Annotated in this window: 25 protein-coding genes and 1 pseudogene; 6 read left to right on the top strand and 20 right to left on the bottom strand. The window is 48.8% G+C overall.

The window, feature by feature from the left end:
• Nucleotides 1-80: 80 nt before the first annotated feature.
• Entirely contained in the window at nt 81-608 is a 528-nt protein-coding gene (locus NST96_RS14090) for a hypothetical protein (protein ID WP_342404142.1), read from the bottom strand.
• A gap of 774 nt (nt 609-1382) precedes the next feature.
• Here NST96_RS14090 and NST96_RS14085 point away from each other — a divergent pair.
• Nucleotides 1383-1778 (top strand): Rrf2 family transcriptional regulator, encoded by a 396-nt coding sequence (locus tag NST96_RS14085; RefSeq protein WP_003390388.1) that lies wholly within the window; start codon nt 1383-1385, stop codon nt 1776-1778.
• Nucleotides 1779-1960: 182 nt separating this feature from the next.
• On the opposite strand, the gene NST96_RS14080 is transcribed toward NST96_RS14085, so the two are convergent.
• The 4 genes from NST96_RS14080 to NST96_RS14065 form a co-directional block, all read right to left on the bottom strand.
• Nucleotides 1961-2566, bottom strand: coding sequence for an alpha/beta hydrolase (locus NST96_RS14080; RefSeq protein WP_338460981.1), 606 nt, complete (start codon nt 2564-2566; stop codon nt 1961-1963).
• Nucleotides 2563-3516, bottom strand: coding sequence for a ring-cleaving dioxygenase (locus NST96_RS14075; RefSeq protein ID WP_003390386.1), 954 nt, complete (start codon nt 3514-3516; stop codon nt 2563-2565). Before NST96_RS14075 ends, NST96_RS14080 begins: the two co-directional genes overlap by 4 nt.
• A gap of 428 nt (nt 3517-3944) precedes the next feature.
• Nucleotides 3945-4997: a glycosyl hydrolase family 18 protein gene (locus NST96_RS14070; RefSeq protein ID WP_327985992.1), complete on the bottom strand. Its 1053-nt coding sequence runs from the start codon at nt 4995-4997 to the stop codon at nt 3945-3947.
• Nucleotides 4997-5287: a LysM peptidoglycan-binding domain-containing protein gene (locus NST96_RS14065; protein ID WP_342404141.1), complete on the bottom strand. Its 291-nt coding sequence runs from the start codon at nt 5285-5287 to the stop codon at nt 4997-4999. The genes NST96_RS14070 and NST96_RS14065 overlap by 1 nt, the downstream gene beginning before the upstream one ends.
• Before the next feature lie 326 nt (nt 5288-5613).
• Between NST96_RS14065 and NST96_RS14060 the strand changes: the two genes are divergently transcribed.
• Nucleotides 5614-6384, top strand: a complete 771-nt coding sequence (locus NST96_RS14060; RefSeq protein ID WP_031933004.1) for an ANT(4')-I family aminoglycoside nucleotidyltransferase — start codon at nt 5614-5616, stop codon at nt 6382-6384.
• 138 nt (nt 6385-6522) lie between these two features.
• On the opposite strand, the gene NST96_RS14055 is transcribed toward NST96_RS14060, so the two are convergent.
• The 12 genes from NST96_RS14055 to NST96_RS14000 form a co-directional block, all read right to left on the bottom strand.
• On the bottom strand, nt 6523-8124 hold the full coding sequence (locus NST96_RS14055) for a M4 family metallopeptidase (protein WP_003390383.1): 1602 nt from the start codon (nt 8122-8124) through the stop codon (nt 6523-6525).
• A gap of 269 nt (nt 8125-8393) precedes the next feature.
• Nucleotides 8394-9266, bottom strand: a complete 873-nt coding sequence (locus NST96_RS14050) for an aminoglycoside 6-adenylyltransferase (RefSeq protein WP_342404140.1) — start codon at nt 9264-9266, stop codon at nt 8394-8396.
• Between the two features lie 331 nt (nt 9267-9597).
• Entirely contained in the window at nt 9598-10791 is a 1194-nt protein-coding gene (locus tag NST96_RS14045) for an MFS transporter (protein ID WP_340701296.1), read from the bottom strand.
• A 127-nt stretch (nt 10792-10918) separates the two neighbouring features.
• Complete coding sequence (locus NST96_RS14040; protein WP_340701295.1) at nt 10919-11749, bottom strand: DUF4037 domain-containing protein; 831 nt, start codon at nt 11747-11749, stop codon at nt 10919-10921.
• A gap of 233 nt (nt 11750-11982) precedes the next feature.
• Nucleotides 11983-12426: a helix-turn-helix domain-containing protein gene (locus NST96_RS14035; protein WP_003390378.1), complete on the bottom strand. Its 444-nt coding sequence runs from the start codon at nt 12424-12426 to the stop codon at nt 11983-11985.
• A 165-nt stretch (nt 12427-12591) separates the two neighbouring features.
• Nucleotides 12592-12783, bottom strand: coding sequence for a hypothetical protein (locus NST96_RS14030; RefSeq protein ID WP_003390376.1), 192 nt, complete (start codon nt 12781-12783; stop codon nt 12592-12594).
• Nucleotides 12784-12845: 62 nt separating this feature from the next.
• Nucleotides 12846-14483 carry a 2-hydroxyglutaryl-CoA dehydratase gene (locus NST96_RS14025; protein WP_024984676.1) on the bottom strand — a complete coding sequence of 546 codons (1638 nt, stop codon included), beginning with the start codon at nt 14481-14483 and terminating at the stop codon, nt 12846-12848.
• Between the two features lie 34 nt (nt 14484-14517).
• A complete protein-coding gene (locus NST96_RS14020; RefSeq protein WP_251247439.1) occupies nt 14518-18015 on the bottom strand; it encodes a BadF/BadG/BcrA/BcrD ATPase family protein in 3498 nt (1165 codons plus the stop codon).
• 321 nt (nt 18016-18336) lie between these two features.
• A complete protein-coding gene (locus NST96_RS14015) occupies nt 18337-18501 on the bottom strand; it encodes a hypothetical protein (RefSeq protein ID WP_003390373.1) in 165 nt (54 codons plus the stop codon).
• Between the two features lie 213 nt (nt 18502-18714).
• Nucleotides 18715-20670: an electron transport protein gene (locus NST96_RS14010; protein ID WP_342406526.1), complete on the bottom strand. Its 1956-nt coding sequence runs from the start codon at nt 20668-20670 to the stop codon at nt 18715-18717.
• Nucleotides 20671-20763: 93 nt separating this feature from the next.
• Nucleotides 20764-21849 carry a M42 family metallopeptidase gene (locus tag NST96_RS14005; protein ID WP_003390371.1) on the bottom strand — a complete coding sequence of 362 codons (1086 nt, stop codon included), beginning with the start codon at nt 21847-21849 and terminating at the stop codon, nt 20764-20766.
• A gap of 79 nt (nt 21850-21928) precedes the next feature.
• Entirely contained in the window at nt 21929-22090 is a 162-nt protein-coding gene (locus NST96_RS14000) for a hypothetical protein (protein WP_016696636.1), read from the bottom strand.
• Nucleotides 22091-22281: 191 nt separating this feature from the next.
• On the opposite strand from NST96_RS14000, the gene NST96_RS13995 reads away from it, so the two are divergent.
• The 4 genes and pseudogenes from NST96_RS13995 to NST96_RS13980 all read left to right on the top strand — a co-directional run bounded on the left by NST96_RS13995 (nt 22282) and on the right by NST96_RS13980 (nt 24778).
• The gene (locus NST96_RS13995) at nt 22282-22530 is read left to right on the top strand and encodes a YozQ family protein (protein ID WP_122958554.1); all 249 of its coding nucleotides are present in this window, start codon (nt 22282-22284) and stop codon (nt 22528-22530) included.
• A gap of 120 nt (nt 22531-22650) precedes the next feature.
• Nucleotides 22651-22797, top strand: coding sequence for a hypothetical protein (locus tag NST96_RS13990; RefSeq protein ID WP_155808015.1), 147 nt, complete (start codon nt 22651-22653; stop codon nt 22795-22797).
• 192 nt (nt 22798-22989) lie between these two features.
• Nucleotides 22990-23175 (top strand): type Z 30S ribosomal protein S14, encoded by a 186-nt coding sequence (locus NST96_RS13985; protein WP_003390369.1) that lies wholly within the window; start codon nt 22990-22992, stop codon nt 23173-23175.
• 145 nt (nt 23176-23320) lie between these two features.
• Nucleotides 23321-24778 (top strand): annotated as a pseudogene (locus NST96_RS13980) (flavin monoamine oxidase family protein).
• Nucleotides 24779-24852: 74 nt separating this feature from the next.
• On the opposite strand, the gene NST96_RS13975 reads toward NST96_RS13980, so the two are convergent.
• The 3 genes from NST96_RS13975 to NST96_RS13965 all read right to left on the bottom strand — a co-directional run bounded on the left by NST96_RS13975 (nt 24853) and on the right by NST96_RS13965 (nt 26474).
• Complete coding sequence (locus tag NST96_RS13975; RefSeq protein ID WP_003390366.1) at nt 24853-25008, bottom strand: hypothetical protein; 156 nt, start codon at nt 25006-25008, stop codon at nt 24853-24855.
• A 199-nt stretch (nt 25009-25207) separates the two neighbouring features.
• Entirely contained in the window at nt 25208-25882 is a 675-nt protein-coding gene (locus NST96_RS13970) for a hypothetical protein (protein ID WP_342406525.1), read from the bottom strand.
• A 34-nt stretch (nt 25883-25916) separates the two neighbouring features.
• The gene (locus NST96_RS13965) at nt 25917-26474 is read right to left on the bottom strand and encodes a spore coat protein (protein ID WP_342406524.1); all 558 of its coding nucleotides are present in this window, start codon (nt 26472-26474) and stop codon (nt 25917-25919) included.
• Nucleotides 26475-26548 lie beyond the last annotated feature (74 nt).

The following is a 26548-nucleotide window of genomic DNA, read 5'->3' as shown; positions in this document are numbered from 1 at the left end:
GTCCAAATATAAAGCTGTTTGATTGAATCAAGCGGCTTCGCTAAATTACGTTAATCGGAATTCCCCTCAAGGTCAATGATTTAAGAGTGTAGTACATCAATTTTTGCAGAAATATTGCTTCTTAGTATTGGCAATGTTTTGGTTAGAAAGTCGTCCTTTTTTTCAGTGAAACCAATACAATGATCGTACTCCTCTGTCTCATCAACAGTTACATAATATTCTTCTTGAAAGAGAACGTTGGAATATTGTTCAAAACGATTCCCCTTTTTCAGTGTTACACATCGAAAGAGAAAATCGATTCCAATGGCTTTTTTTATGTCTTGTTTCTCATTGGCGTAAAACCATATTAATTTTGGGGGAGTGTTATTTGGACCATCCCAATGGGGAATAGATTCTTCCCAAGGCAATGCCCAATTGGAATTGGTAAATATTTGCCTTTTAAGAATAAAATCCTTATCAGACTCATGAATGAAATCAATATTTCTTTCATAGAAGGAAAACAATAATTGTTCGTCTTCGCGAAGAAAGCATTTTAAAATATCAGCAATTCCATCGATCGATTCGTTATGCGCTAGTAGTCCATAGCCTGGTTTAAATTGTACCTGCATTTCTTTCATCCCCTAATCAACATCGAAATTATAGTATCTCCTGCCGTTTTACCTGTTTGAGGGTCACTATACTGGAATTGCTGGCTCTTTTTGTATTTCCACTCTAATAAAATGCTCTCTAATTTTTTCCCGGTTGAAAACCTTGTTCTCCTTAACTGAAACACCCACTTTTCATCAAAACGGAGCTTGTCCATCCGATGCCGAAACCAGATCAGAATGCACTGCTGTTCCCCTCGGGAATCCGCTCGTCTTTGCTCGCTTAGTCATCCTCTGTTATTCGATACATTCTTCTTCTTTCCTTTTGACATATAAGAAAGCCGGTTGCACCCTTAGCCTGGTGACAACCGACTTTTTTATGTCATAAACGCTTTCCCTTTGTCATTTCGAGTTTTTCTGGCCCTACCCTATCTCGGTCTTGTTGCTTTTTCGAGACATTGCAAGATAATAGGCATACTCAATCGGCCGTCGGTGGACGATCGCGGTTAAACGGTCGTGATCAAAGTCCTCGTAAGTGTTTTGATGATCGGACACTCGTTTTTGGATGGTGTCGTACCAGAATAAGTTTTATGTTCCACCAGCTCCAATATGGCTTTAAACTTGTTCAAACGTTCAATGTTCTCATCAATTTCACGGATCTTTGCGGTTGCAAAATGGTACATTTCTTCGATAGGAAAATAGTCTTCTGTCTTGTAAATGGACAAGTGCTTCTTGGCTTGCTTTATGCCCAAATAAACTCTATCATAGATAAGTGAAGTCCATTATAAGAGGTGTCTTATGAAATTTTCACAAGCAACCGACTACGCTCTCCATGCGATGTTATATCTCATGGCTGAAACGCCAGACAAACCTGTGAGTGTTCAGATTCTAGCCGAGAAACTGGGTGTTTCCCAGACCTATCTTTCAAAAATGCTGACCAAACTGGTTAAAGCAGGGCTTATCACCTCCGTATCAGGCGCGAATGGCGGATACCGACTCAAACGCAACCGAGACGAGATTTCCTTTCTGGATGTTATCCATGCGATCGAAGGAACATCTTCTCTATTTGAATGCAGCTTTAATCATGGCAGCGAGTGCCTGATTCAGCAGGTGGTAATTGACGCCGAGCGGCAAATGGAGCAGGCCCTGAAAAACAAAAAAATTTCTGACCTGGTTAAACAGTTGAAAGGCTAGCAAAGATGCATATTACTTGTCCATGACAGAGCGTAAAGCGATTTGGTTCTTACACAGCCGATAATCGCTCCCACTACACACGCGGAAGATGCTGTCCTGCACAAAAAGGCAGCCAAAAATGGCCGCCTTGTCTATCGTTCGGTTTAGGATCGCTTTCGATTGTGTACCTTTTCAATCATCGTTTATTTCATCTGCGTGTACCATAAAGCCGCCTTCTCGACCTCGGATTGGGTCAAGCGGTGGCCAAAGCTTTCCCAATGAATCTCGACAACGGCACCAGCGAGTTCCAAGCTTTCGGCCAATTCCTTCGTCTCTTCCGGTTTGCAAATCGGGTCGTTTGTACCTGCTCCGATAAAGACCGGAGTACCCGACAAATCGGGCAACTCGATTCCGCGCCGAGGAACCATGGGATGAAATAAAATGGCGCCCTTTAATGCAGCTGCGTAGTGATAAAGAAGACTGCCCGCGATGTTTGCCCCGTTGGAATACCCCACGGCAATCACATGGTCGCGGTCGAAACCGTAGTTGCGCGCAGCTTCATCGAGAAAATCGTACAGCTCCTTCGTCCGGAAAACAAGGTCCTGTTCATCGAAAATCCCTTCAGCGATTCTTCGAAAAAATCGCGGCATCCCATTCTCCATTACATTTCCCCGCACCCCCAAAATCGAGGAGGTATCGTCAATCATTCCGGCTACCGGCAATAAGTCCGTCTCATCGCCTCCTGTGCCGTGCAACAAAAGCAGCGTCGGCTTGCTTGCATCTTTTCCCTCTTGAAAAATATGCTTCATGCTTGTTCCTCCTTCACTTCCCGCACGGCAATCGGCATGAGAAGATCTTCGATGATGCCCCGTTTTGGCTCGAGCCATTCAGGCAGCATGAGCTGTGCTCCCATGATGTCGGCCGGCTCGTCGCGATCAAAGCCAGGCGGGTCCGTCGCGATTTCGAACAGCAAGCCCCCTGTTTCACGGAAATAGATCGCGTTGAAATATTGGCGATCCACAATTTTGGTAGGGGAAAAACCGTGCTTCGCTACATGTTTTTGCCATTCTTGATGCTCCTCGAAATCCTTGGCCCGCCAGGCAATGTGGTGAACGGTACCTACCCCCATCTGGCCTTGGGGAATGTCTGTCAGTTTGATATCGATGACATTGCCAAGATCGCCTTTGGCCCGAAATCTTACGTAATCCCCTTCCTCGCCGACTTTCTCCAGGCCCATGACCCGCTCAAGCAAATCCGCGGTTTGCTGAGGAGCTGCACTGTACAGGATCGCGCCCCCAAACCCCTTGATCGCTTCTTGCTTCCGGATGCCATTGAATTCCCACTGGCTTTCGGGGCCTTCTTTGCGAGCGACAATCTCCAGCAAAAGACCATGAGGATCCGTAAACTGAAGGTAATCCTCACCGAATCGCTGTTCTCTTTTGACAGCAATATGAAAGGCAGAGAGCCGTTTTTCCCAGAAATCCAAGGCGTTCTCGGGAACAACGAAGGTCGTCACGCCGACTTGACCGGTGCCGATCTGTCCCGGGTAGGCTTCCGGCCAGGGAAAGAACGTCATAATGGTTCCCGGATGACCTCCCTTGTTTCCAAAATACAAATGATAGGTTCCGGGATCATCAAAATTTACCGTCTTTTTGACTAAGCGCAAGCCCAGAATACCTGCGTAAAAATCCACGTTTTCTTGCGGGTTTCCCACGATTGCAGTGATATGGTGAATACCTGCTGTTGTTTGATTGCCCATTGGTAAAACTCCTTTCAGATGAATTCATCACCAGTATTTCTCACACCATTCATCCATATATCTCGATTTTGAGATAATTGTTTAAAAAATGATTGGGCTTATAAAGATCGGCCCATGTTTGGAAAAGAACCAGGTTTTCTTTCCTAAGCGAGAAATATCTTGATTTTATATATTTTTAATTTGAGATTATTTTAAACCGAATTAGGCTGCTTGTCAAATCTTACATCCACTTTTACCTGTGTGAAAATCTTTGTTCTGTCAGCAGGTTGTGGGCCTAAAAAGTGCTTATGGCCCAGTCAATTGCTTTCAAACGAAGATTCAACCGGTTCCAGAGCCAAAACCGATTTGCAAGTAAGCAAAAGTGGCTATCGTGGATGGTCTCAATTGCAAGAGCAACCCCTGATAGCCATTTTTCCATGCGGCAGTTTTCAAGTCTGATTAGCGATGTGGAATTCTTCAAGCAAGAGTTCTTCTGTTTGCGGGATCGAGAGGCCGAGGTGCCAGCACCCTCCCCCTGTTAATTTGTATTCTTTAATCAAACGGTATTTTGCCAGGAGACTGCGGGGATCCTCGAACCATACCTCGTGGAGCGCACCCTGCTCATCTACATAACGGAACCATGGCGAAGAAGCTGCTTCGTCGTAATGAATCTGGCTTTCTTTGGTCATATAGATTTCGATGGCTCGCTGTACGGAATAAGCCGTCCCTTTTTTCGTGTCTCCCGATATCGTCCAGTCATATGCATAATTGGGCACACCAAGCATCAATTTGGAACGCGGGACGACGGATACGGCATAATCCAAAGTTGCCCGTACCCTGTTTATTGGCGCAATCGGGCCGGACGGGCCTCCGGGCCAATGCCAATCATAGGTCATCAGGAAGATTTTATCGACGTATTTGCCAAGTGTTTTATAATCGTATGCCGCTGCATAGGAAGGATTTTTGTCTCCCTCCAAAGGCGGGACGGCGATGAGAACTTCCATATTCGAAGGGTGAAGTTTATTGGCCAATTCCTTTATAAATTTATTCAGGTAGCGACGATCTTTTGGATACACTCGTTCAAAATCGATGATAACCCCTTTGTAATGATTGTAGTGTAAAAGAGAGTGGATGTTGTTGATCAATTTTTTACGCAGCTTGTCTGTACTCATCAATCGATGAGTAAGATCCGGATCGAAGCCCTTTGGACTGATGTTCGTAATTGTTGCATAAGGCGGCTTGTTTTTCTTCCATGCCAGTTTCGCATGATTGTCCTGCTGAACGTTTGGTTCAGCTTGCAAATTCCCCTCATAGTCCGGCCGATACTCAAAAATGAACACACTTGAAATCGTTTTTTGATAATAGTTTAGAATCCATTCGTTGAAGTTTTTATTTTTCGGTATAAGAAACGGCCCTGTCCATAGCGTTGTTTTTGGCGGACGAGGGATTTGTAATTTCTGTCCCGGGACAAGAACCGCATTTTTCAAATGATTGCTTTTCATTAACACTTCTTCGGTAGGGAATGACGCTTGGCAATCTCCCAGAGGCTATCGCCGGGTTGAACAATATAAGTCGATCCCGGAAGCAAAAGCGCCTGTCCAAGCACAAGACGGGCATTTCTCGCCAATTCGTTTAGCCTGGTAATCTCTCTCGCAGCCACTTTGTATTGCTGACTGATCTTGGTCAAGCTATCTCCATATCGCACTTCATGAATTACCTGTGCATGACCGGTTACTGGCATTGCAAACAGACAGATGATTACCCCTACGGTGATGAAAAAATGTTTGATCATGTTGTTGATTCCCCCGCTTTTCCCTTAAATAAGCAGTTATACACCTTTAATATTGGCGTAACGGATTTCTTTAATCTGGGAAGATGAGGGAATGATTGCCTGCCGATAAATGAGCCTCATCCCAGCCGTAATCCTGAGATGCAAGAGTTCTGTTTTGTTGTGATGAGCGCTCTCCTTGCCAAAAGAGCTCTGATTGGGTACAATTCCCAAAAGGAAACGCATAGGAGGAATACGCATGCACCCAAAGAAAGTCCCCCGTTAAGACCGTGGCCCTCCATTCATGTGCTCGTATCAACCCATCACAAAACAAAGGGAGATGCACGGAAATGAACATGAATGGACCTGTTGCCATTTCGAGAAGGGAAAGACTTCAAATCTGCGAGGAAATTGCTGCGAGACTGCATGAGGTTTTCGGAGAAAAAATCGCAGCGATCGGGGTCTACGGCTCGGTTTCCCGAGGGACAGACGGCCCTTTTTCGGATATTGAGATGTTTTGCGTGCTGAAGGAGTCAAGTGAACCAGTGGACTACAGCTATGAATGGTCGACAGGACCGTGGAAAGCTGAAGTTAATGTCTTGAGTGCGGATGTGCTGTTAAAAAACGCTTCTACAGTAGAAGGTCAATGGCCTTTGACCCATGGACCCTTCTTTTCCCCGCTCAGTCTGTATGATCCTGATGGTTTTTTTTCGACCCTCAGAAAAGCGGCTGAATCGCCGGCCAGGGAAGACTTCAAAAATGCAATCAATGAAGTCCTCGTTGGTGAAATGTGCGAATTCATTGGAAAGCTTAGAAATGCAAGTCGAAACGGGCCGCATACGTATTTGCCCTATTTGGCCATGCAATTTGCCGAATCCGGGGCCATGCTGATCGGCTTGCACAATCAAAGGCTTTTCTCGACGGGCTCTATGGTGCTTCCCGAATCGCTGCAACTGCCAAATCGTCCTGCAGGGTTCGACGATGTAGCCAGGTTGGTTATGTCCGGGGATTTGGCGGAACCAGCGAAGGTCGTTTCGGTGTGTGAAGCTTTCTGGAGCGGCCTTGTAGACTGGGCAGGTGAACACGGCTATGTATTGATTTCGAAGCGAATTCCTTTTTGAAATGGCAAATTGCCAATGCCAGTACGGCTGATTCGTGGATGAGATGGTGTTGTAGCGGCTCCATTTTGCACGTATCAATCATGGACCGAAACGATAAGACAGGCAGCATTGCGCCGCCTGTCTTTTTCATGCCTGCTCTTATTTCACACCTACAGCATCATAAGCAGCTATTACCGACCGTACTTGATCGGAATTCGCCCCGAACAGGTCGGTTGCCGCCTGGATCGCGGCACGGCGCATCGCCGAGAAGTTGGAATATGGAGTCAGGTAGTATGTCAGTGCGTGGTAGTAGATTTTAGCCGTATCCGTACGTCCGATGCCTTGGACGGTTACGCCGTAGTGGGTGCCGCCTTCCGCGAGCAGGTAGGCAGCCTTGTTGTTGATTCCGCTGTTGATGTGTACGCCGCCGTTGTCCTGGGAGCCTGTGTAGCGCTTGCTGTAATGGTCAGGGTCGCCGTACAGCGTCGGGTCCTCCAGGGAGCGAAGCGCGTCTCCCGGAGTTCCTGGGGTGTAAATATCCTCTCCCATCTGCCAATCATCGTCGTCGACCATAGCTCCAAAAATATCCGACATCGATTCATTCAGTGCCCCTGATTCATTTTGATAAATCAAGCCGGCTGTCCGTTCCGTAACGGCGTGTGTCAGCTCATGGGCTACGACATCAAGACCGCCCGAAAGAGAGATAAAGGTTCTGCCGTCACCATCGCCATACACCATTTGGGAACCGTTCCAGAAGGCATTGTTGTAATTGCGGGAGTAATGCACCGTTGAGCGAATTTTCGCGCCATTCCCGTCGAAGCTGTTGCGTCCGTGAGCATCTCTGAAGTAATCATAGGTTCGCTGAGCGTAAGCGTGGGCATCAACAGCCGCTCCATCTGTCCAGTGATTGTCACTGTCAGACATCAGCGTGCCAGGCAGGCTGGTTGCATTGCGGGCTGTGTAGGTTTCGATGCCGCTTCCTCTCGTCGTATCCCTCATGACATAGCTGGTGCTGCTTTGTCTTGTCGTCTCAAAGCTTTTTTCGTCTCCCAATACCCCTACGCCAGTGCCTGTCACCGTATCAATCGTGTTGTACTTGTTGATGATGTCCCCTGTGTGCGCGTCAACAAAGTACATCCAGCGGCCTGGCTCCGGCTCCAGGAAGTTAAACTCTATGGCATATGCCAAATAAGTTTCTCCATCGTGCACATAAATGTACTGTTCCGGCTGAGGCTCGACTTCGAACTCCTCTACTTCTCCCACTTCGTCCTCAAGGTCGGCCAGTGCCTTTTTCAGCGCCTTTTCTTCGTTGAGCTTTGCTTTTCTGCTCAGTTTTTTGTTTTCTTTCACATTCGGAACGAACTGTCCGAGAAACGACGTCACATTGCCATCTTCATCAACGTGAACGGTTTGCTGGTATCCGTAAATCGGAATGCCATTGTACATTTCCTGCAGACGGTAGTGGCGCGTATTCGTCTCCTCGTTTTCCACTTCTTCCAGCAGTTTGAAGTGCTCCTGGACATCTCCCTTGATCTGAAAATCCTTCTGATACGACTCCAAAAACGACCAGATCAGATCTTCTCCCTCCAAGCCGTCTGCTTCGAACGGTTCCGCGATGAATTCAGGTGTTTCAAACTCCTCGTGGTACTGAACGCCAGACGATTTAGCCATGGCGGACCAAGGGTGAGCCAGAGGAACTGCAGTCATGGTGGACAGGGCGACGGTCAACGCAAAGCCTTTTTTCCATACAGACTTTTTCATGTGAACATCTTACCTCCCAATAATTATAATATTTGGTAAAATTACACTATTCTTTATATTGGCCTTTCCCCTAAAAAATTCCTTTCCGATAGCAATATTTTTTATCGACATATTCTGCCTTATCGACAGCGGAAAATTCCCGGCCCGACACGCCTGATTCCCGCCTCCTTTTGAACATAAAAAAACGCCGGATTACACCGGCGCCAAGAAATTGCACGATTTTTCCCGAGAATTGTCGTCCATTCTCCTGCATTTCTCCACTTGTGCTATCATATAAATGCGGTGGCGTTCCGCGGCAAGTTTTGCACGCGCTTTAGATAATCCGTGACGCGCCGGTCTTCTTCAAGCGGGTATTCAAATTTCAAATGCCTCGCTACATCCTGGGCAGTTCTGCGGAACAAGGCCCCCATCGTGAACAGAGATCTCCAGACGCCCTCATAGGTACCGTTGTCGTATGTGGACATGAGCTCCTGCCAGGTTTTCTCGGACAGATATGTATCCAGGTATTTGCCGTTCTTGCCGACGCTGACTGAAAAATCAGTCTGGATACCGACTTGCCATTCCAGCATCTTGATCAGCATCGGTCTGACGAATTGGTTCAGGTGATCCTGGGCAAATAAAAATTCCTTTCTCCACAGCCCTTTGGCCACATACGTTGAAACCCACCAAAACTCATTGCAGCAGTCGTAAAAATACGCGGCTGACGGACGCTTTACCCAATAGTCTTCATCAGTGGGAGGCAGGACCTTGGGGAAGCAGTTGTCTTTGTCCATCAATACCATCATCAGCTTGTCTTCTTTGCAGTATTCGTCCTTCTCATCCAGTGGAATCAAAGTCAAATCGATCCGGTTCCCGTCCGTGAACAGCATCAGGTAAGAGAAACGCCTGCCCAACTCGGGTGGGAACATGGCCATGGCTTCAGGAGTCTGCATGATGATGCGCTCTCCGAACATATCGACCCAACCGGGATTTTGCAGAAAGGAATCCATTTCCGTGACATGAAAGCTGATGTCGTAGTCCTGAAAAAAATCCCTGGGGACGTTCGGGTTGGTTCTGGAGCCTTCCAACGTAACGACGCGAACACGTTCATCGTCCGCTGCAACTTTTAGAATGAAGTCCATCATTTCTTTTTCGGTTCTCATATTCGCTGCACCCTCCGTATTCTATGTGTTATTCGTAATGATTAGAATACGGGCTGGCGGCCCGCGAATACGAAAAGCATAAGGAAAAGTCAGACGGTAGTGTTACAATTTATCCAACATTTTTTTCACGATCAATAATTCCTCCTCGGAATGAATGTTGTCTTCTTGATCCTTTTATTATAAATGGTGATCTGCATCCGATACAATGAGCAGCCTCGGCTTCCATAATAGACACGATCCAGACTGTAAAAACGGCGAGACACCGGAAAGCAACGAAAATGCCGCTTCTATATAGAGAATAAAGCGGCATTTTTGTGTCCGTATGAGAAAGTCAATTCACAGCATTTTGTTTGAGATAACGTCTCTGCCAGACCATGGTTGTAAGCAATGTCAACACCAATAGAACGAGACCAAGCATGAACGGATATGTGATTTGAATGTCATACAGTGTGCCGGCAAGTGTAGGCCCAAGCACATTCCCGATGCTCATATAGGCGTTGTTCATCCCCATGGCGAACCCTTGTTCATCGCCCGCCAGCTTGGAAATGAGTGTATTTAAAACAGGACGAAGGATGGAGGTCGCAAGGAAGATCAACAGGGTAATGCCAAAAAACAGCGAATAGCTGGTTGCAAATAGGGAAAGGAGGAAACCGATCGCGGCTACTCCCAAAAAGATATTCAAGACGGTCCCTTCCCCAAAACGACGAACGACACGGTCGACGATGAAGAGCTGTACGATGACGCTGACGATACCGGTAGTTGTAACCATCAAGGCGATTTCTTGCGGTGTTGCGCCGTACTGATTGTCGACATAAAGTCCAAGGACAGACTCATAGGCCATCAACCCGAAGCTCATTACAAGCGTAATGACAAGCGGTATGAAGAATGGCATCTTCACGGAACGGAATATTTTTCTGATCATGGATTCATCGTCTTTGACCGCCCCTCTATCCCCCGAGGCGAGCTTGGCAGCACTTTCCTTCAGAACAGCAACGGAAAAAATGACGGCAACAAGCGATACGACGGCCGAGATGAGAAAGGGAGTCTTCAATCCATAATCCGCCAAAAATCCGCCGATCCCGGGTCCAATGACGATGCCCAGCGACATGGCAGCAGAGACGAGACTGTTGCCTTTTGCCCGTTGATCCAGAGTAGTAATGTCTGCGATGTAGGCAAAAATGGCCGGAATCAGCAGTGCCGCGCCTATGCCTCCGATAACGCGAGAAGCGTAAAGCCACCAAATCGAATCAAAACTGTAAAAAACGAACATGGAGAGCGTTAAGCCCGCTAGTCCATAAATGATCATTTTTCTTCGGCCATATTGATCAGCCCACTTCCCGGCGATCGGTGAAAAAACGAGCTGGGAGCCTGCAAAAATGGCGATCATCAGTCCTGCTGCAGTTCCGCCTTGATTGATCGACGCCAAATAGGCTGGCAAGATTGGAATGATGATGCCAAAGCTTCCAATCGCAATAAACATATTGATCATTAAAATGACCATCTTTTTTCGTTGATCTGCTGTCATCATGTATCCTCTCTTTCAGTAGCTGTCCGGATTTACGTAGTGAGAAAGCCGGTTTGCCTGTGCTGGATTGTGCTTCCGAGAAAACCGATTAGTTGGAGATACAGTAGCTTTGATCATCTACCCCTTTTTATATACGCAAAACCGTTTCATTCAGCAGGCTGCGGAGAATATCCAGTGCCGTCTCTGTTTGCTTGCGATCTGTGTTCAGCAGGCGAAAGGCCTCGTTTACTCTGGATTTATAATTGGGCGGCGCAATTTCTAAAGAGTCCACGAGATCTGCTGCCTCCATTTCATGTGGACCATACACTTCATTTAACGCAAACAATACTTGGTGCAAACAGGTAATGACTCGATAGCAATGGCCTGCCGTGTAGGAGAAGTCTTTTTTTGAAACGCTTTTGGCCGCTGCCTGCAGGGAATAGGACGCCTCCCACAAAAACCTTTCGATGATGAATTGCTTGAGTGCCGAAGGATACGGTTTGGTCCTTTCCTTCAGTACAGCCAGTTTGCCGCTTCGATCCCAAATGATTTCGCCAAGGGAGATTTCCCCCAGATAGATGACGTTGGTAAAACAGTGAGGATGGCCGATTTGATATTCAATGTTTACGATTCCCTGGTTGCACTCGTCAATGACATCAGAAAGCTTGCGTACATCTCTGAATAGAAATTTCACTGGGGATTGCTGTACGGAAACCGTAACTCCTAGGTTCATCCAGGGTCTCCACTCTCCCATCGATGTAAGCAGAAACTTTCCCTCCACATCATCCATCGTTGTTGCTAATTTGACAATCTCATGAACAGCCATACCAGATTGACTGTCATAATAAATCACAAAAGTCGTACCGGAGCTTTGAGGCTGGTTCCCTCTCGCGTTTGCGCCGCCCAGCACGATTCCTTCTGTGCCAGGTACACCCTGAAGCCGTTCAACAACGTCTTCAATGAACAATTGTTCAGTCATATTGATCTCCTTTTTAGGAAGATTCAATTTCAAACTCCATTGGCCAGGTGAACGGAAAAAGGAGTTGCAGTGGCAACTCCTTCAAGTAACCTTTACAAATGAATAGCCAGTCGTATTCGTGCAAATCATCACGGTCCAGAATCAAACAAAAGCCAAGCTGAAGATCGTAGGCAGTTAAAAAAACTTGTCCTTTCCTGCGTTTCTATCAAGTCCAATCGACATAGAAATGTGGATCATTCGTGACTGAGGCTTTTGCTTACTTGACGAAGCACGTCCACGGCAGCACGCAAGCAATCAAGATCATGTTCTTCCCCTATCTTGTTTGCCCAAACCGCATGTTGCTCTTGTGTATAATCAAGAGCTTTTCTTCCCTCTGGAGTCATGGCCATCAGCTTGGAACGACGGTGGTGCGGGTTCTCGAGAAACTCGATCAACCCCTCCTTTTCCAAGGAATTGGCAGTTTGCTGTACACTTTGACGGGTCAATCCCATAATACGGGCGACATGAGCGACGGTTATCGGCCCATGTTCGACTACCCCAAGTATCTGCCAACGAGCACTGCTAAGGCCTACAGGCTGGGTCAGGCGATCTCCTGCCTCCAGCAAGCGGCCATTCAGGCGAAAGACTTCTAGGACAAGTTCGGTGAAAGCTTTTCCATTCGGGTTCAATTTGGTCATGTCAGTATTATTCCATTATGACAGGTTCTTGTCAATATGAGATGAAACTAATAGAAAAGAAGACTGCCTCATTATGTGTGATGCCCCCCTTGAAGCAAGCAGGCTGAACAAAATTACCTTTGCTGTGGGGAGAGCCATCATTGCGACAATGAGGCAGTCTGCGTTTTACTCAATTTCAAATTGCTCTTCCTGAGCAGTGTCTTGTGCCGAAGGATCGCTGTTTTCCACGGATTCTCCAAAACGCAGCGGCGCCCTGATTTCCACGAACGGAGCATCATTGGTCTCCTGAGTCGGACTCATTTCACTCGGAACTCCGATACTGCGCATAGCTTCCGGAAATTCTCTCTCTGGTGCCATAGACGCTTACACCTCCCATACAGCGTACTTTGTTTCTTCCTGAGTAGGATGCCCCTAAATGATTATTGAGGCACTTCTTCCATGACCTTATTGTTTCTCCGGAAGAAAAATCCGTTGTATTTGTTCAAGCCGTAGACAGCATTTGCCGCGGTACAAGCAACGACGTGGGGGCTCGTTTGCAAAGGATGCGCAAATGAAGACCGTTGCATCAACCTCCGAAGCTGATTGGCGGTCACCCCTTTTTTGGCCAGGGCTTCATCAAATTCTTTTTGAGCAGCCTGCTTGGCCTTGAACAGCATCATCTGAACGCGGCTATAAACGTTGATCGCTCCATCACCCGTCGTTTCGATGGGGAGAAAAATGGCGTCCGGGTATTTTTCCGTGATCAACGATTGCACCCCGTCAGAAACGCCGGAAGACGGCATGCAGCCAAACGGCTTGACCGAAATGGTCATGTTTACCTTCCGCTTCTTCACGTTGAGAATCAGCTTGCCTACTTCCATATGCCCTTCTCCGCCGCGGAGATGATTGTTGTAGTGGTCATGGGCAACGCGGGCAACCTCGTCCATGTCGGGCAGGTGATAATCATGGAGGCCGATCGCTTTGGCATAGGTCTGGAACATGACGCGCAGGACCCGGTCTGCAACCCAAAGCATCCGCAGGCGCTTGACGGGGTTCTTTCCTTCCAGTCCGTAACGCCCGGCATCTTCTCCCCGGAGCTTCATCCGCTTCATCGTATCGTAGCGCCCTTCCCAGATCAGATACAGCACCCAGGCTGTCAGCGATTGGACATCCACTTCAGCCCCTTCCTTTTCGAGAAAACGCTGGAGCTGATAATTTCCGTCTCCTTCGGTTGTCATCGCCCAAAATTCTCCGATAATGCTCACTTTCGGCTTGACACGCGTACGGTCTACCTGAATGCTCTCCAGTTCTTTTCGGCATTTGATCAACGCGGGAATCAGCCATTTTCGGTCACGCAAGGCATCATACAGGATCTTTTTGCAGCGCTCCATGACGGCATCGGTCGCGCCGGCTTCTACCTCGTAAGGGCGGATGCGGTAAGCCAGCGCGTTCAAAATATCCCCCAGCAAAAACGCTTTTACAAAGCTGATAAAGAACGAGGAATCCAGTTTCAGCGCGGATTCCCCGCCGGTTGCCTGTTTTAGGCCGCTCTGCTGCTGGAACAACAGCACGCGGAATCCGTCAAACCCGGCATCGCGGAGCGCTTTGCGGTATTCCGTGACATACGTGCCGAACCGGCACGGCCCGCAAGAACCGCTCGTCACGAACAGATAATTCCGGACGATTTCTTCTTTTGATTTGCCTTCCACATCTCGCAAATGAGTCAGGTATTTGATGAGATTCCCTACGGTGAAATACGTCGGATTGCACTGGCCGCGGTTGCCGAACTCCTTGCCGAAGCGCAGCGACTCATTATCCGGACAATCCATGTGCCGAACCGTGTAGCCGAGGCCCGCCAAAGCTCCTTCCACCAAATAGTCATGAGCCATGGTCAGTCCGCCGAATAGGATGGTCGTGCTTGCTTTATCCTTTGCCAAAAACTGACGGGGAACCGGATCAAACCACTGTGCTTTTTGTTCCTGCTGCAGCCCGAGTGCCAGAGCCTGCTCTTCCTGATAGCGAAGCAATTCATTTTCCAGAGAGTCTTTGGCCGCAGGTGTTTCCTTCGTCGTTGACATCTGATGTTCGCCTCTTTCCTGTGGAAATCGTATTCTAGTTGCCTGCTTGCGAGAGGTTCTTCTCTTCATAGGATGTCTCTTTCGTCTGCAAACCAAGCAGTTCCAGCCGTTTTTTCTCCAAACGCTGCTGAAGCTCCGCTTTTTTCCGGGCCAAATCCTCCAGGCGTTCTTCATGCAGGCTCAGGCTGTGGGCATACGTTTTCACCCGAATCTTGATGGACCCGCTCGGTTTGTTCGCATCGATATCGTGCAAGGCGGAGTATGGAGTGCCCGCCGTCGAAATGATCGAGTCAATCAAGCCGTAGGTCGGCGCATCGTGCCCGCACTTGAAGCTGGACAGGTCCAATACGGCCACATTGGGGTGACGGGCGGCAAATTTGGCTGCCCACACCTTTTGCACGCTGTTGGAACTGAAGTTCTCTGGCCATACATCGCTTACTTCGAGCGCGTGCTGCACACGTCCGCTTTCCAGATCGGATCGGAAAAAGCGGCGCAGCCATTCTTCGTCCTTGGGGATCGAGCGCATGGAGAGAATGGGATAGCCCAGCACCTGGAATTCTTCCAATACAGAGTGATTGAGGCCGGGATCGGAATGGTAGGGACGGCCGATCATCAAAATGGCAAGGCGATTTTCCTTTTCCACCTGCTCCAGGATCATTTTTCCCCGCTCCTGCATCTCGGCGTCGAAAATATTCATCGCCCGCCAGCCCTGCTCCACGGCAAAATCGCTTTCGTCCTCCGTGATTTGCAGACAGTCCTGAAACGCCTCGAACAACTGCTTTTTCATCATGTGCCGCTCCGTAAACGTAACGGCCGGATCGAGATAAGCCACCCCTTTTGTCTCAAAGAAATTTACCTCTTTCGTAAAGGCGGCCTTGATCACGTTTGGCGCTCCCGCCACGATGGGACAGCTCGATGAATCCATCACATTTTGCAGATGGGTCGGGATATGAGTAATGCACGGAAAGAAGATATAGTCGAGCGGCTTTCGCTCATGGTGCTTGAACAATAAATTGTGGATATGCGCCTGTGCCACTTTCGACGGGTAACAGGGGTCGATCGAGCCGTATTTGCCCCCCTCCTGCCACATTTCCTCGCTCGTAAAGTCGCTGAAAACAATATTGTTCTTGTCGATGCCAAGCGTCTCGAAATAGGTCCGCCAGAAAGGTGCGGTCGACCAGATATTGAGAACGCGGGGAATCCCGATGCGAATCTGTTTTCGTCTCTCCGCCGTTTCCATCGATGATCGCTGGAAAGCTCGGCGGTATGCCGTTTTGCGCAAGCCCCCCAGACAGAGCCATGTGCGTTTGAGATGGACATCTTCTACGGTTGTATCGGTATCCGGCATAGGCTCTGGATCGTAGAAGTGCTGGTACATGCGCTGCGCCTCGTATTCCACCAGATTCGGAAAGTGCTTTTTCAGTTCTTGCCGCTTCCGGGTCAGCTGGATGACGGCTTCCTTGTCTTCCACCGTTCCTTTTTCGCAGCTGAATCCCGAAATATAGCGGGCGGTTTGCCCGTCCGGCGTCTGCGAGTCGATGAACGTTCGGCTGCAATGGTTGGGACAAAAATTGCAGCGGGTGGATTCGTCGTTTCGGGAGATATAGTGCAAATTGATCGCGGCATCCAGCCCCAAAAACGTGGAATACCCCCGTCGTTTCACCACGCGCAACGTTTCCATCGCTGCACCGATCGCTCCCGCTTCTCCCGGGTGGGGATTCACGTAAACTTCCGCATCAGGGACGCGCTGCTTGATGTAATCGACCTGTGCCTTGACGGCAGCGAGGTTGTACTGCGTGCCGCCTTGGAGCACAAACTTGCGTCCCAGCTCTGCCATACGCGGAATCTGAACCACGTACTGCCAGACGTTTTTCGGCAACACAAGCGCGAGACCGGCAAGCAATTCTTCTTTCGAATAGCCTTCCTTCTGAAAGTTGACACGGTCGGCATCCAAAAATACGGCGCAGCCATACGAATATTTGGGCGAGAGATCCGCCTTGAAAGCTGTTTCCGCATACTCTTGAACCGGTATGCCGAATTGATCTGCCATTGCCTGCAGGAGCATCCCGTTTCCTGCGGAGCATTGGTTTGAGAGTCTGAAGTTGCGGATGTCCCCGTTTTTCAAAAAGAGCACCTTGATATCCTGACCGCCGATATCGCAGATCACATCGATATCGCCAAACTCGTGCACAGCGCTCATCATATGGGCGACGGTTTCGACAATGTTGACATCCGCCTTGAGCGTTTTTTCCAGGACATCCGCTGCGTATCCTGTGGCGCCGAATCCGATAATCTCAAGCTCGGCTCCCTGCGACCTTACTCTGTCGTCGATGCGCTTTAACATTTCTTTGGTGTCTTCCAGCGGATTGCCTTTGGACAACTGGTACTCCTTCAGCAAAATCGTGCCGTTTTCATCTACGAGCACGGCTTTGGAGGAAGTCGAACCCCCGTCCAGGCCGATGACGGCTCGCACCTTTTGACCCGGTTCAAACGAAGCTGGCGTAAAGCGCGGAATACTGTACAACCGGCGGAACTCTTCCAATTCGTCCGCACTTTTTACGAGCGGCGGACCCGCATTTTCGCCCAATTTCGCCTTGCGTCCGTGCGCAATGAATTCCTTCAGGCCTTCCAGCCCGGTATATGTCCCGACGTCTGCCGGTTCGTGCATGCCGTACATGACAGCTCCATACGCTGCGTAGTACTGTGAATTTTCCGGTACGAAGATTAATTCGTCTATCGGCATGTCTTTGGGATAATCGTAGCCCCGCTCTTCCCAAGTCGCAGGAATGCGCTTTCGCCAGCATTCTTGCAGGAAAGGCAGGTATGTATTGGGACCTCCGAGCAAAAGCACGCGATGGCGCAGCGTATTGCCCCGGGTAAGAACAGACAGGTTTTGCATCACGATGGCATCCGCGAGAGAACACATGATCTCCGCCGAGGGAATGCCGCTTTTCACCAGATTCACGATGTCTGTTTCCGCAAAGACTCCGCACTTGGCAGCGACATGGTGCAATTTGCTGTCGTCAAAGTGAAGCTTGCCCACCTCCTCCATCGGCATCCCTACTTTAATCATGCACTTGTCGATGGTTGCTCCGGTGCCTGATGCACACTTGTCATTCATCGAAGTCAGCGCCTGCTTGTCCCCTGTTTCCTCATTGACCTTGAAAATAATGATTTTTGCATCCTGGCCGCCCAGCTCGATGACACTGCCCACGTCAGGGTGAAGCTGCTCCACTGCCATCGTGACTGCATTCACTTCCTGGACAAACTTGGCCCCGATGTGCTCCACAATAGGGCCGCCCCCCGAGCCAGTCACGAAAACGCGAATCTTATCCTGGTTTACATGGGCAAACTCATTCCCAATGGTGATCAAAAACTCCAGGACCTTTTCGGCTTGCTTCGTATGATGGCGCTGATAGTCTGACCATAGGATTTCTTTGTTTTTCGGGTTCACAACAGTCGCTTTGACGGTGGTTGAACCGACGTCAATCCCGATGATTAAGGAGTCCAAGTCTTCACTTTGCTGTTCCATGGAAATGCACCTCGCTCCACTTTATACATTCATTATCTTTTGGATAAAGATAGCAATATATACATAGTGGAAATGTTAAATTCCAATTCTTTGTCTTGATGGGACGGATTGAAGCAAAACAGGAGAGGTTGCCTTTTTACAAGGAATTGGAAGCAAAAAAAGCAGCCCTGCGATATGCAGGACTGCACTAATGATCACTTTGGCTATTTGATTGCTGACAAATTCGTAATGATTCTTCTTTATGCTTAAGGCGATAATCGAACCAAGCAATACTTTTGTGTGAGTAAGAGCGTTTGCTTTTTCATCGCTCTTGTACGTTTATCATGATCGATCAGGTTCTTTGTTGAGTGGATCATTGTTTTCTGTCGACTGTATCGGGTCAATGACATCAGGCTTTCGGCCATATGCTTTATTCGTGACCCAGATGGTAATCCAAATAATTAAAATGGACACAATGACCAGAGCTATCAGAAAACCGGTATTCATGAATGAGTTCCCCCATCGGTTTATACTTTTCCACTATTATAAATGTTTTTGGCATGTCCAAATCTGTCAAACTGGTGAACGATCGGTGGACCCGGATTTGTAATCAAACACAAGGACAAACAATGGAACAAAATACCCCATCGTCTGTCCTTTTAGAGCATTCTTCAATGAATCGTTTTACGTGTTGTTTTTGGGGAGGGAAGATGTCCTCGGCTATTGATTCCTGCTCCCCAGGGACAGCAGGTATTGAATCAGCGCATCCTGCTCTTCTTTCGTAAAGCCTGTCGATGAATCCACCCAGAATTCATGTCCGCTTCCGGCAATATGTACGTCTGCAAGCTCCTTCGCGCTTTTGTTTGCAGCGATGACTTTTTGCCGCAGATCTTTATCGATCAGAGCACGCAAACTATTGGCCGGATCGGGTGAAATCCCCTTCGCCAAAGTGCCGGGTACCCCCAATTGCGACAGGTTTGGTCCAACAGCAACTCCGCCATCGTGCAAATAAGGAGCAGTCCATCTTAAGCCGATCAGCCCTTTTACCTTGTATCCCCCAGGTGAATTGCCATGTGCAAACGCTATCTTTAGCTGTTCCGGGTCCAAATGGGCCGTTGGAATGGGAAGCACTTTTGCATCTGGCGGAATGGGAACAGGCGTATCTGGCGTATACAACGATGGAGGACCAAACAGGTTTTGGGTTTTCTTCAGAGCCATTCCGCGGGAAGGTTCCGTCCCAATCTGTTTGGAAGTAAGCACCCGGTTATTGGTAAAGGCTTCCCCCGCATGACAAGTAATGCAGGACGCCCTCTTGAATACATTCTCGCCTAAGACTGTTCGTTTAGAGTCGACTTTTTCCTTATGCTTCGGAGGGGTGATCGTATTCTGGTAGGCTGCCATCGCATTCAGTTGTTCCCCGACTTTGTAGCCTGGTGAACCAATCACCAATCCATCTGGAGCCACGACTGTCAACTTTGGAAAAGACGGAGGCTTGATCATCTCGTTTACACCAGGAACACCCGGCGTAGGGTCGACTTTGGCAAAAAACTCGGTTGGTTTCAGACCGCTTTTCGGGTCGTAACGGTATTTCGGGTTGGCAGCATTCTGCAATAGCGTCCCCAGATACACTTCTTTATCCAGCCCGAATAATGCCTGGCTGGCCTCGACTTGGGCGAGGGAATCGGAGTTTTGCGCATGAACGTTGTTGCTAAACGCACTTAACCCATGAAATGGCCCGGCAGCAGAAAAGCCGCTCCAGCCATATGGGTGATTTCCTTTTGTGAAGGAATCGGGAATTTGACAGGGATTGCTTGTTAAATCAATCGTCGAATCGATATTTCCCCGAGGCCACTTTACTAAATTTTCGTCCACTGCTTTTTCCAAGGCAGCGGGATCGGGCAAAGGGGACGTTTTCCCATCAGAGGTAGGCACGACACGATCCAATCCGCTCATGTATGCTTTTAGGTTGGCTACATCCGTGTGTGTAAAGAATGCGGTGGAATTCGTCGCCAAGGCGAGGAACAAACCGGCATTCAGATCGGAATTGGGAGCGCCTTCGATGACCATTTTCGTCTCGTGGTCAACGGTCGCATGACAGGCCATGCAACTGACCCCGACTTTCAATTTTCCTTCCGACCACTTAATGGGCAATCCCAGTGGCGCATAAGCTCCCTTGGGAACATCTATGCCGGTATCCACCTTTTCCCCTTTCTTAAAAGACCTTCCCCCTACGGTTACATCATAAGCAAGCTCAACCTGTAAATTTGTCGTTCCCTCCCCTTTTAACTGGAAAATAGCTTTCGCGATATTTGCGATCGTCAAAGGGCCGTCCACAATGCCCATGATATCCGTGAGAAACACTTCATTGCCGAATGTCTCCTGATACAATGTTGTTCGTCCCAATTGCAGCAGACGGCCGTTGACTTCTACAGCGCCATTTTGGGCAGAAAGTCTGCCTGTATGATCATTTGCTTTGTCTTGTACCGTAAACGTCTGTCCCCACAGGTCGTAATACATGACTCCCGTGTTCTGAAAACCATTTGCTTGCGCAGGACGCAAAACCTTGTCCGCAGGCGGAACATAAGCATACTCCGGTTCCCAGCCTAAAACGAAGACGCAACCGGTCGCGAGAAGGGCAATGAGTATGAATATAAGCTTCCCAAAGTGTTTTCTCATGACAGACTCCCTTTTCACATAACCCCACCAACATCGGAATCTCACACTCGCCTGATGGCTACGAACATAAACGGACGATTCACTGGGGGTATCTTATCGCCCCCGCGCATCCATACCCTTTATTTTGCCAACCGTTTCTTCGTCAAGCTTCTTGATCAGGCTGACGAGCAGCTTCACGGCATTGTCCAGATCATCGCGGTGCACGATGGACACATGGCTATGAATATAACGAGCCGGAACGCTGATCACCATGGACGGTACGCCATTGTGTGCCATATGTATTTTTCCGGCGTCTGTACCGCCGCCAGGCATGATATCCGTCTGGTAAGGAATCTTGTTTTCTTTGGCGGTGTCGATGACAAAATCCCGTAGGTTCAAATGCGGAATCATGCTGCTGTCATAAAAGCCAAGTAGCGGACCGGCCCCCAGTTTGGAATGCCCTTCCTTGTGGCTCATTCCGGGTGTGTCGCCTGCTACGCCTACATCCAGGGCAAACGCAATGTCTGGAGAAACTTTGTGAGACAGGGTTACTGCTCCCCGCAGTCCTACTTCCTCCTGTACCGTAGCTCCGCAGAATACCGTATTGGGATGCGATTCTTGGCATATTTGCTTGAAAACCTGCAAAGTCACGAAACAGCCTGCGCGATTATCCCAAGCTTTTGCCAAGAGCATTTTGGGATTCGGCAAAACCTCGAACGGACAAATCGGGATGATCGGATCGCCTACCTCGACTCCGAATTCTTCAGCCTCTTCCTTACTGGTAGCACCGATGTCTACAAACATATTGCTGATCTCCAGGACGTTTTTTCTCTCTTCGATCGATAAAATATGCGGGGCCTTTGAGCCGATCACGCCTGTGAGATCACCCTTGCGCGACAGAACCTTTACCCGCTGGGCCAGCATGACGTGCCCCCACCACCCGCCAAGCGGCTGCAGGCGGAGGAAGCCCTCTTTTGTAATATGTGTGACCATAAAGGCCACTTCGTCCATATGAGCAGCCAAAAGAATTTTTGGACCGGCATTCCCGTGTTGACCAACGATGCTTCCCAAATTGTCAGTGATGATTTCTTGAGTCAATGCAGAGAGCTTTTCTTTCATCAAGCGATGTACTCTGACTTCAAAACCGGGAGGGCCTGCCGCCTCAGTCAGTTCCTTCATCAATTGCAGCTCTTTGTCCATTTGTTATCACTCCTCGTGGTAGAATGACCTCTTTTCCATTGAACCTGTCTATGTCCCGCATCACTCCGGCAAGCCAGGTCTACAGTCTGTCATCCTCCCACAGCTTCGCGTACGCTTCGTCCTTTTCATCTGCATTTTCTTTCAAGAAAAGCTCCTTGCCCGAGTATGTCTTTGCTTCCATCGTTTCACCCGTCTCAGGAATCCGTACAGTTTGCACTTCCTGCTTGATTTCCTCAGCCATTGTTTCCTTCTTCCCCTCTGTTCAAATTCGTCATTATACTGTGCGTCATCTGTACTTGTTTTATGCCGGCCGCCCTGGCTTCTCCATTGATCTGAGGATCGACTTTACGCCAGTTTAGACCGTTTTTGCGGCATGCATAATTCCGCTCAAAGTCACCCAATTTAAGGATATCCGCGTAAAGGAGGGATACGATGAAGAACCGCAATGACGAATTGACCAACGCCGCAAACGAGATTGCCGACAAGACATACGAGCCATCTGATTACAGCAGCCGTGCCTTTTCTGAACAGGGATTGGCCATGACCCATGAACAGGTTAGCGATGATTATATGGAAGGTACGAATGATGGGAAAATGGACGAAAATGCTGGCGAGAAAAATCTCGATATTCCTCGGACCGGATACGAGAGTATGTTTGAGGAAGCAGACAGCAATACCTGATCAAAGGCATTGGTTGCATCTTACATAGACAAATTCTTTCATGAATGAATGCCACTCTGCTCATGATAGAAAATGAGGGGAAATAGACTGCCCCTACGCCACAAATACGGGAGTGAGATTATGAACGACAAGGAACTTTTAGTCGAGAGGCTGAAGGCGGAAGGTTTTGCCAAGAGTGCTGAAAAAGTACAGAATGAACCGGAACAAAAGAATGCGGAAATGAAACGGACGACACCTGGGGTCTATAACACCCGGGAATCTGAATAAATTTGTAGTCTGACTGCCATGACTTCCGCAGCGCGCTGCTTGGAGAACGCACGTTCGTGCTGTTCGGCTGGAGCGCTGCCTGCTGCTTACTATTCAACGTCTCTTGTACTTACCACTATCTATTTTTCGTGGATGATGGTACGATAAAAGACTTGCCAACCGAAGGCAAGAATAAAATGTACAGGAGGTTGTATGGCAAAAACATCGATCATCGTCAAGCAACAGCGGACGCCGAAATTCAAGGTGCGGGCATATACTCGATGCCAGCGCTGCGGACGTCCACACTCTGTTCTTCGCAAATTTCAGCTTTGCCGTATTTGCTTCCGAGAGCTTGCTTACAAGGGGCAAATTCCAGGCGTGAAAAAGGCAAGCTGGTGAGGACTGGCTTTGCATAATGATAACGTTTCCTGCTGTCAGGAGACGTTATTTTTTTATTCGTCGTACAGGGAGCTTTGGCATAATCGTGAACCGCAGGTCATAATCGTATAATGCACTTTATTCTGATAAAACAGAGGGGAATTCTATGCCTGTCCTAAACAGTCTGTCTCTTGATCAAATGGTCCGGATCATTCACCACGGTCTGGAACGTTCAAATAAACCTCAAAGGGTATTGATTGCGGGAGCGGGCATGGCAGGACTAGTGGCCGGTTCCTTGTTAAAGGAGGACGGACATGACGTAACCATTTTGGAAGCATCTCGGCGGGTTGGCGGACGCATTTTTACTGTACGTTCCCCTTTTTCAGAAGGTCACTATTTCGAGGCTGGCGCCATGAGAATCCCGCGCAGTCATTCTCTGACTTTGGCTTATATTCGAAAGTACAAACTGCCGGTAAACAAATTTATCAATCAAACCCCAAATGATTTGATCTATGTAAACGGCGTCAAGACTCGTCGAAGGATCTATGAAAGAAGCCCTGATATCCTGAACTTTCCCGTAGCAAAAAAAGAGAGCGGAAAGACAGCTGAAGACCTAATCCGCCTGGTAGCCCAACCTGTTATAGACTTCATCAGGCAAGATCCTGAAAGAAACTGGCCCAGAATAATCGAGGCCTTGGATCGGTACTCCATGGAGACATTTCTTCGCTACAATCCTCTTGGCCCTTCTCTCACCGCCGAAGCTGTAGATATGATCAAGGTCCTGCTGGCGTTCGAAGGCTTTCCCGAGTTGAGTTTTCTCGAAGTGCTGCGAAACATCATCGCGATTGCACCAGAGTCAGAATTTTATGAGATTACGGGTGGGAATGATCAGCTTCCCAACGCTTTTTTCAATCAATTGAGCGATCACATTTTGTTTTCGATGAAGGTAACGTCCCTTTCGCTGAGCGGCAACTATCTTCGGCTAAGCGCAATCGATACGAACACGATGCAAAAACTGGAGTTCACAGCTGACCGCCTCATCTTGACGATCCCGTTTTCTCTCATGAACTTTATCGAGGTACAGCCCTACGATCTTTTTTCCTATTACAAATGGAAGGCCATTCACCAGCTTCACTACGTATCCTCTACGAAAATTGGCATTCAATTTTCACGTCGTTTTTGGGAAGACGCAGGCATGTTTGGAGGGCAAACGGTTACCGACTTGCCCATCCGTTTTGCCTACTATCCTAGCCATCGTTTCGGGGACGCATAGGGCGTTGTGCTAGCCAGCTATACATGGGAGGATGATGCGTTGCCCTGGGTAAGCATGAGCAGGCAAGTGCAAGTGGAAGAAGCTCTGGGAGACCTGGCAGAAATTCACGGAGAACAGACAAAGCGATATTTTGTGTCCGGATTTGTCCAGAACTGGGCTTTGCACCCATATTCTGCAGGAGCTTTTTCGATGTTTAAACCGAACCAGGAGAAAGATCTTTCACCCTATATAGCGTTACCTGAAGGGAACATTCATTTTGCCGGGGAACACACTTCTCATTTTCGCAGTTGGATACAAGGAGCCATCGAATCCGGAATTCGGGCCGCTTACGAAGTGAATCAAGCAGACTGACAACTGCAAACAGCAATCTGCGTTGCGTAAAAAAACCAGGCCGATTTGACCTGGTTTTTCGTCTGTTGTTCCGTTTACCCTGTCCCCGCTCCTCCAGGGTGTTCAGGCGGTTGTACCTCCGTGTCCTTTTGCGCTTTGCTGGTTTGGAAGAGGTCGGTTGCTCCCGCTGCGTGAGTGCCCAGTACCTGCAGTTCTTCATTTCCGTTCGGCTTCTCGTCCGGTTTTTTCATCTCAAAACCTCCTTTCACTGTTGTTGTTGCGTATATCGGTTGTTCTTCTCATCAGGAAGCGTCACATGTGCAATTATCAAAACGGTCTTCTTTCCGTCAACTCATACTTTGCCTGCAAATGGAGAAACCAGTGTGTTTTGATAGCGCATCTCTACACACTGGCTGGCATTGTCTTATGAAAGTCTTCTTGCCGCGTTTTTTAAGCCAAGAATCCGCCTTCACGAGCGATATCTTGTCTTACTTGCTGCGGGTTGGTACCGGCAAAGCCTTGCTGGAACACTGCTTGGGCTCCGCCGAAAGCTGCCGGGGAAGCTTGCTGGGTGAAGCCGCCAGCGAAGCCAGCTTGGCCGAATCCGCCTTCACGAGCGATATCTTGTCTTACTTGCTGCGGATTGGTGCCTGCAAAGCCCGGTTGGAACACTGCTTGGGCTCCGCCGAATCCTGCTTGCTGGGTGAAGCCGCCAGCGAAGCCAGCTTGACCGAATCCGCCTTCACGAGCGATGTCTTGTCTTACTTGCTGCGGGTTGGTGCCTGCAAAGCCCGGTTGGAATACAGCTTGCGCTCCGCCGAATCCAGCTTGCTGGGTGAAACCGCCGGAGAAGCCAGCTTGTCCAAATCCGCCTTCACTGGCGATGTCCTGTCTTACTTGCTGCGGGTTGGTGCCTGCAAAGCCTGGTTGGAAAATCGCTTGGGCTCCGCCGAATGCAGCCGGGGAAGCTTGCTGGGTGAAGCCGCCGGAGAAGCCAGCTTGTCCAAATCCGCCTTCACGGGCGATATCCTGTCTTACTTGCTGCGGGTTGGTCCCTGCAAAGCCAGGTTGGAAAATCGCTTGGGCTCCACCGAAGTTATTGGAGAGTGTTTGATTGGTAAACATGTTTGTGTTCCTCCTTTTTAATGTGGTTCATAACTTAAGCCATTGCTGGCTGTTGCTGGTAAGCATTGATCATCGTGTTCATCGTATGGTCTGCTAGCTGCGGCGTTTGGTAGAACCCTCTCATATTCATATACTGCCATGTTTCATAGGCCATTTGTTGGCACAGATTGGCTCCGTTAACATGATATTGTCTGATTTGCGGGTCTACGCATTCACTAGCCCAGAGCATACCGATGGCGGAACCGGTCTTGTGCCAGTTGAGCATGATTGTTGCGATCGTCATATCAGAAAGGCGGGTTGGATGTGGATTTGGCGCCATCATCTGAGGCTGATTCAGCCCGACGGTCGCTGGCTCAGTCGTACGGATTTGAGCCAGTTGGGGAGTGGCTGCTACGTTTACACCCTTCCCCATCAACAGATTGATCCCTTGCTGATAGGCATTCATGATTTGGCGTTGGTGATTGAGAACCATGTTTTTCAGTTGCGGATCCTGTGCCATTTCGGCAAATAAGCCATGCATTTCGATCTCCGCATGCTTGGAGCGCAGCGCTTCTTGCGTTTCCAAAAATTCATGTGCGGCAAACCGTTGCATATATGCACCTCCTCTTCATATGGTTTGGTGTACATAGTACATCCCATCATAGACTTCCCGGGCAAATTTGCCTT

Origin of the sequence: Brevibacillus sp. FSL K6-2834 (genome assembly GCF_038592925.1) — a bacterium.
Classification (GTDB): Bacteria; Bacillota; Bacilli; order Brevibacillales; family Brevibacillaceae; genus Brevibacillus; species Brevibacillus borstelensis.
This window is presented reverse-complemented; position numbering and strand designations above follow the sequence as displayed.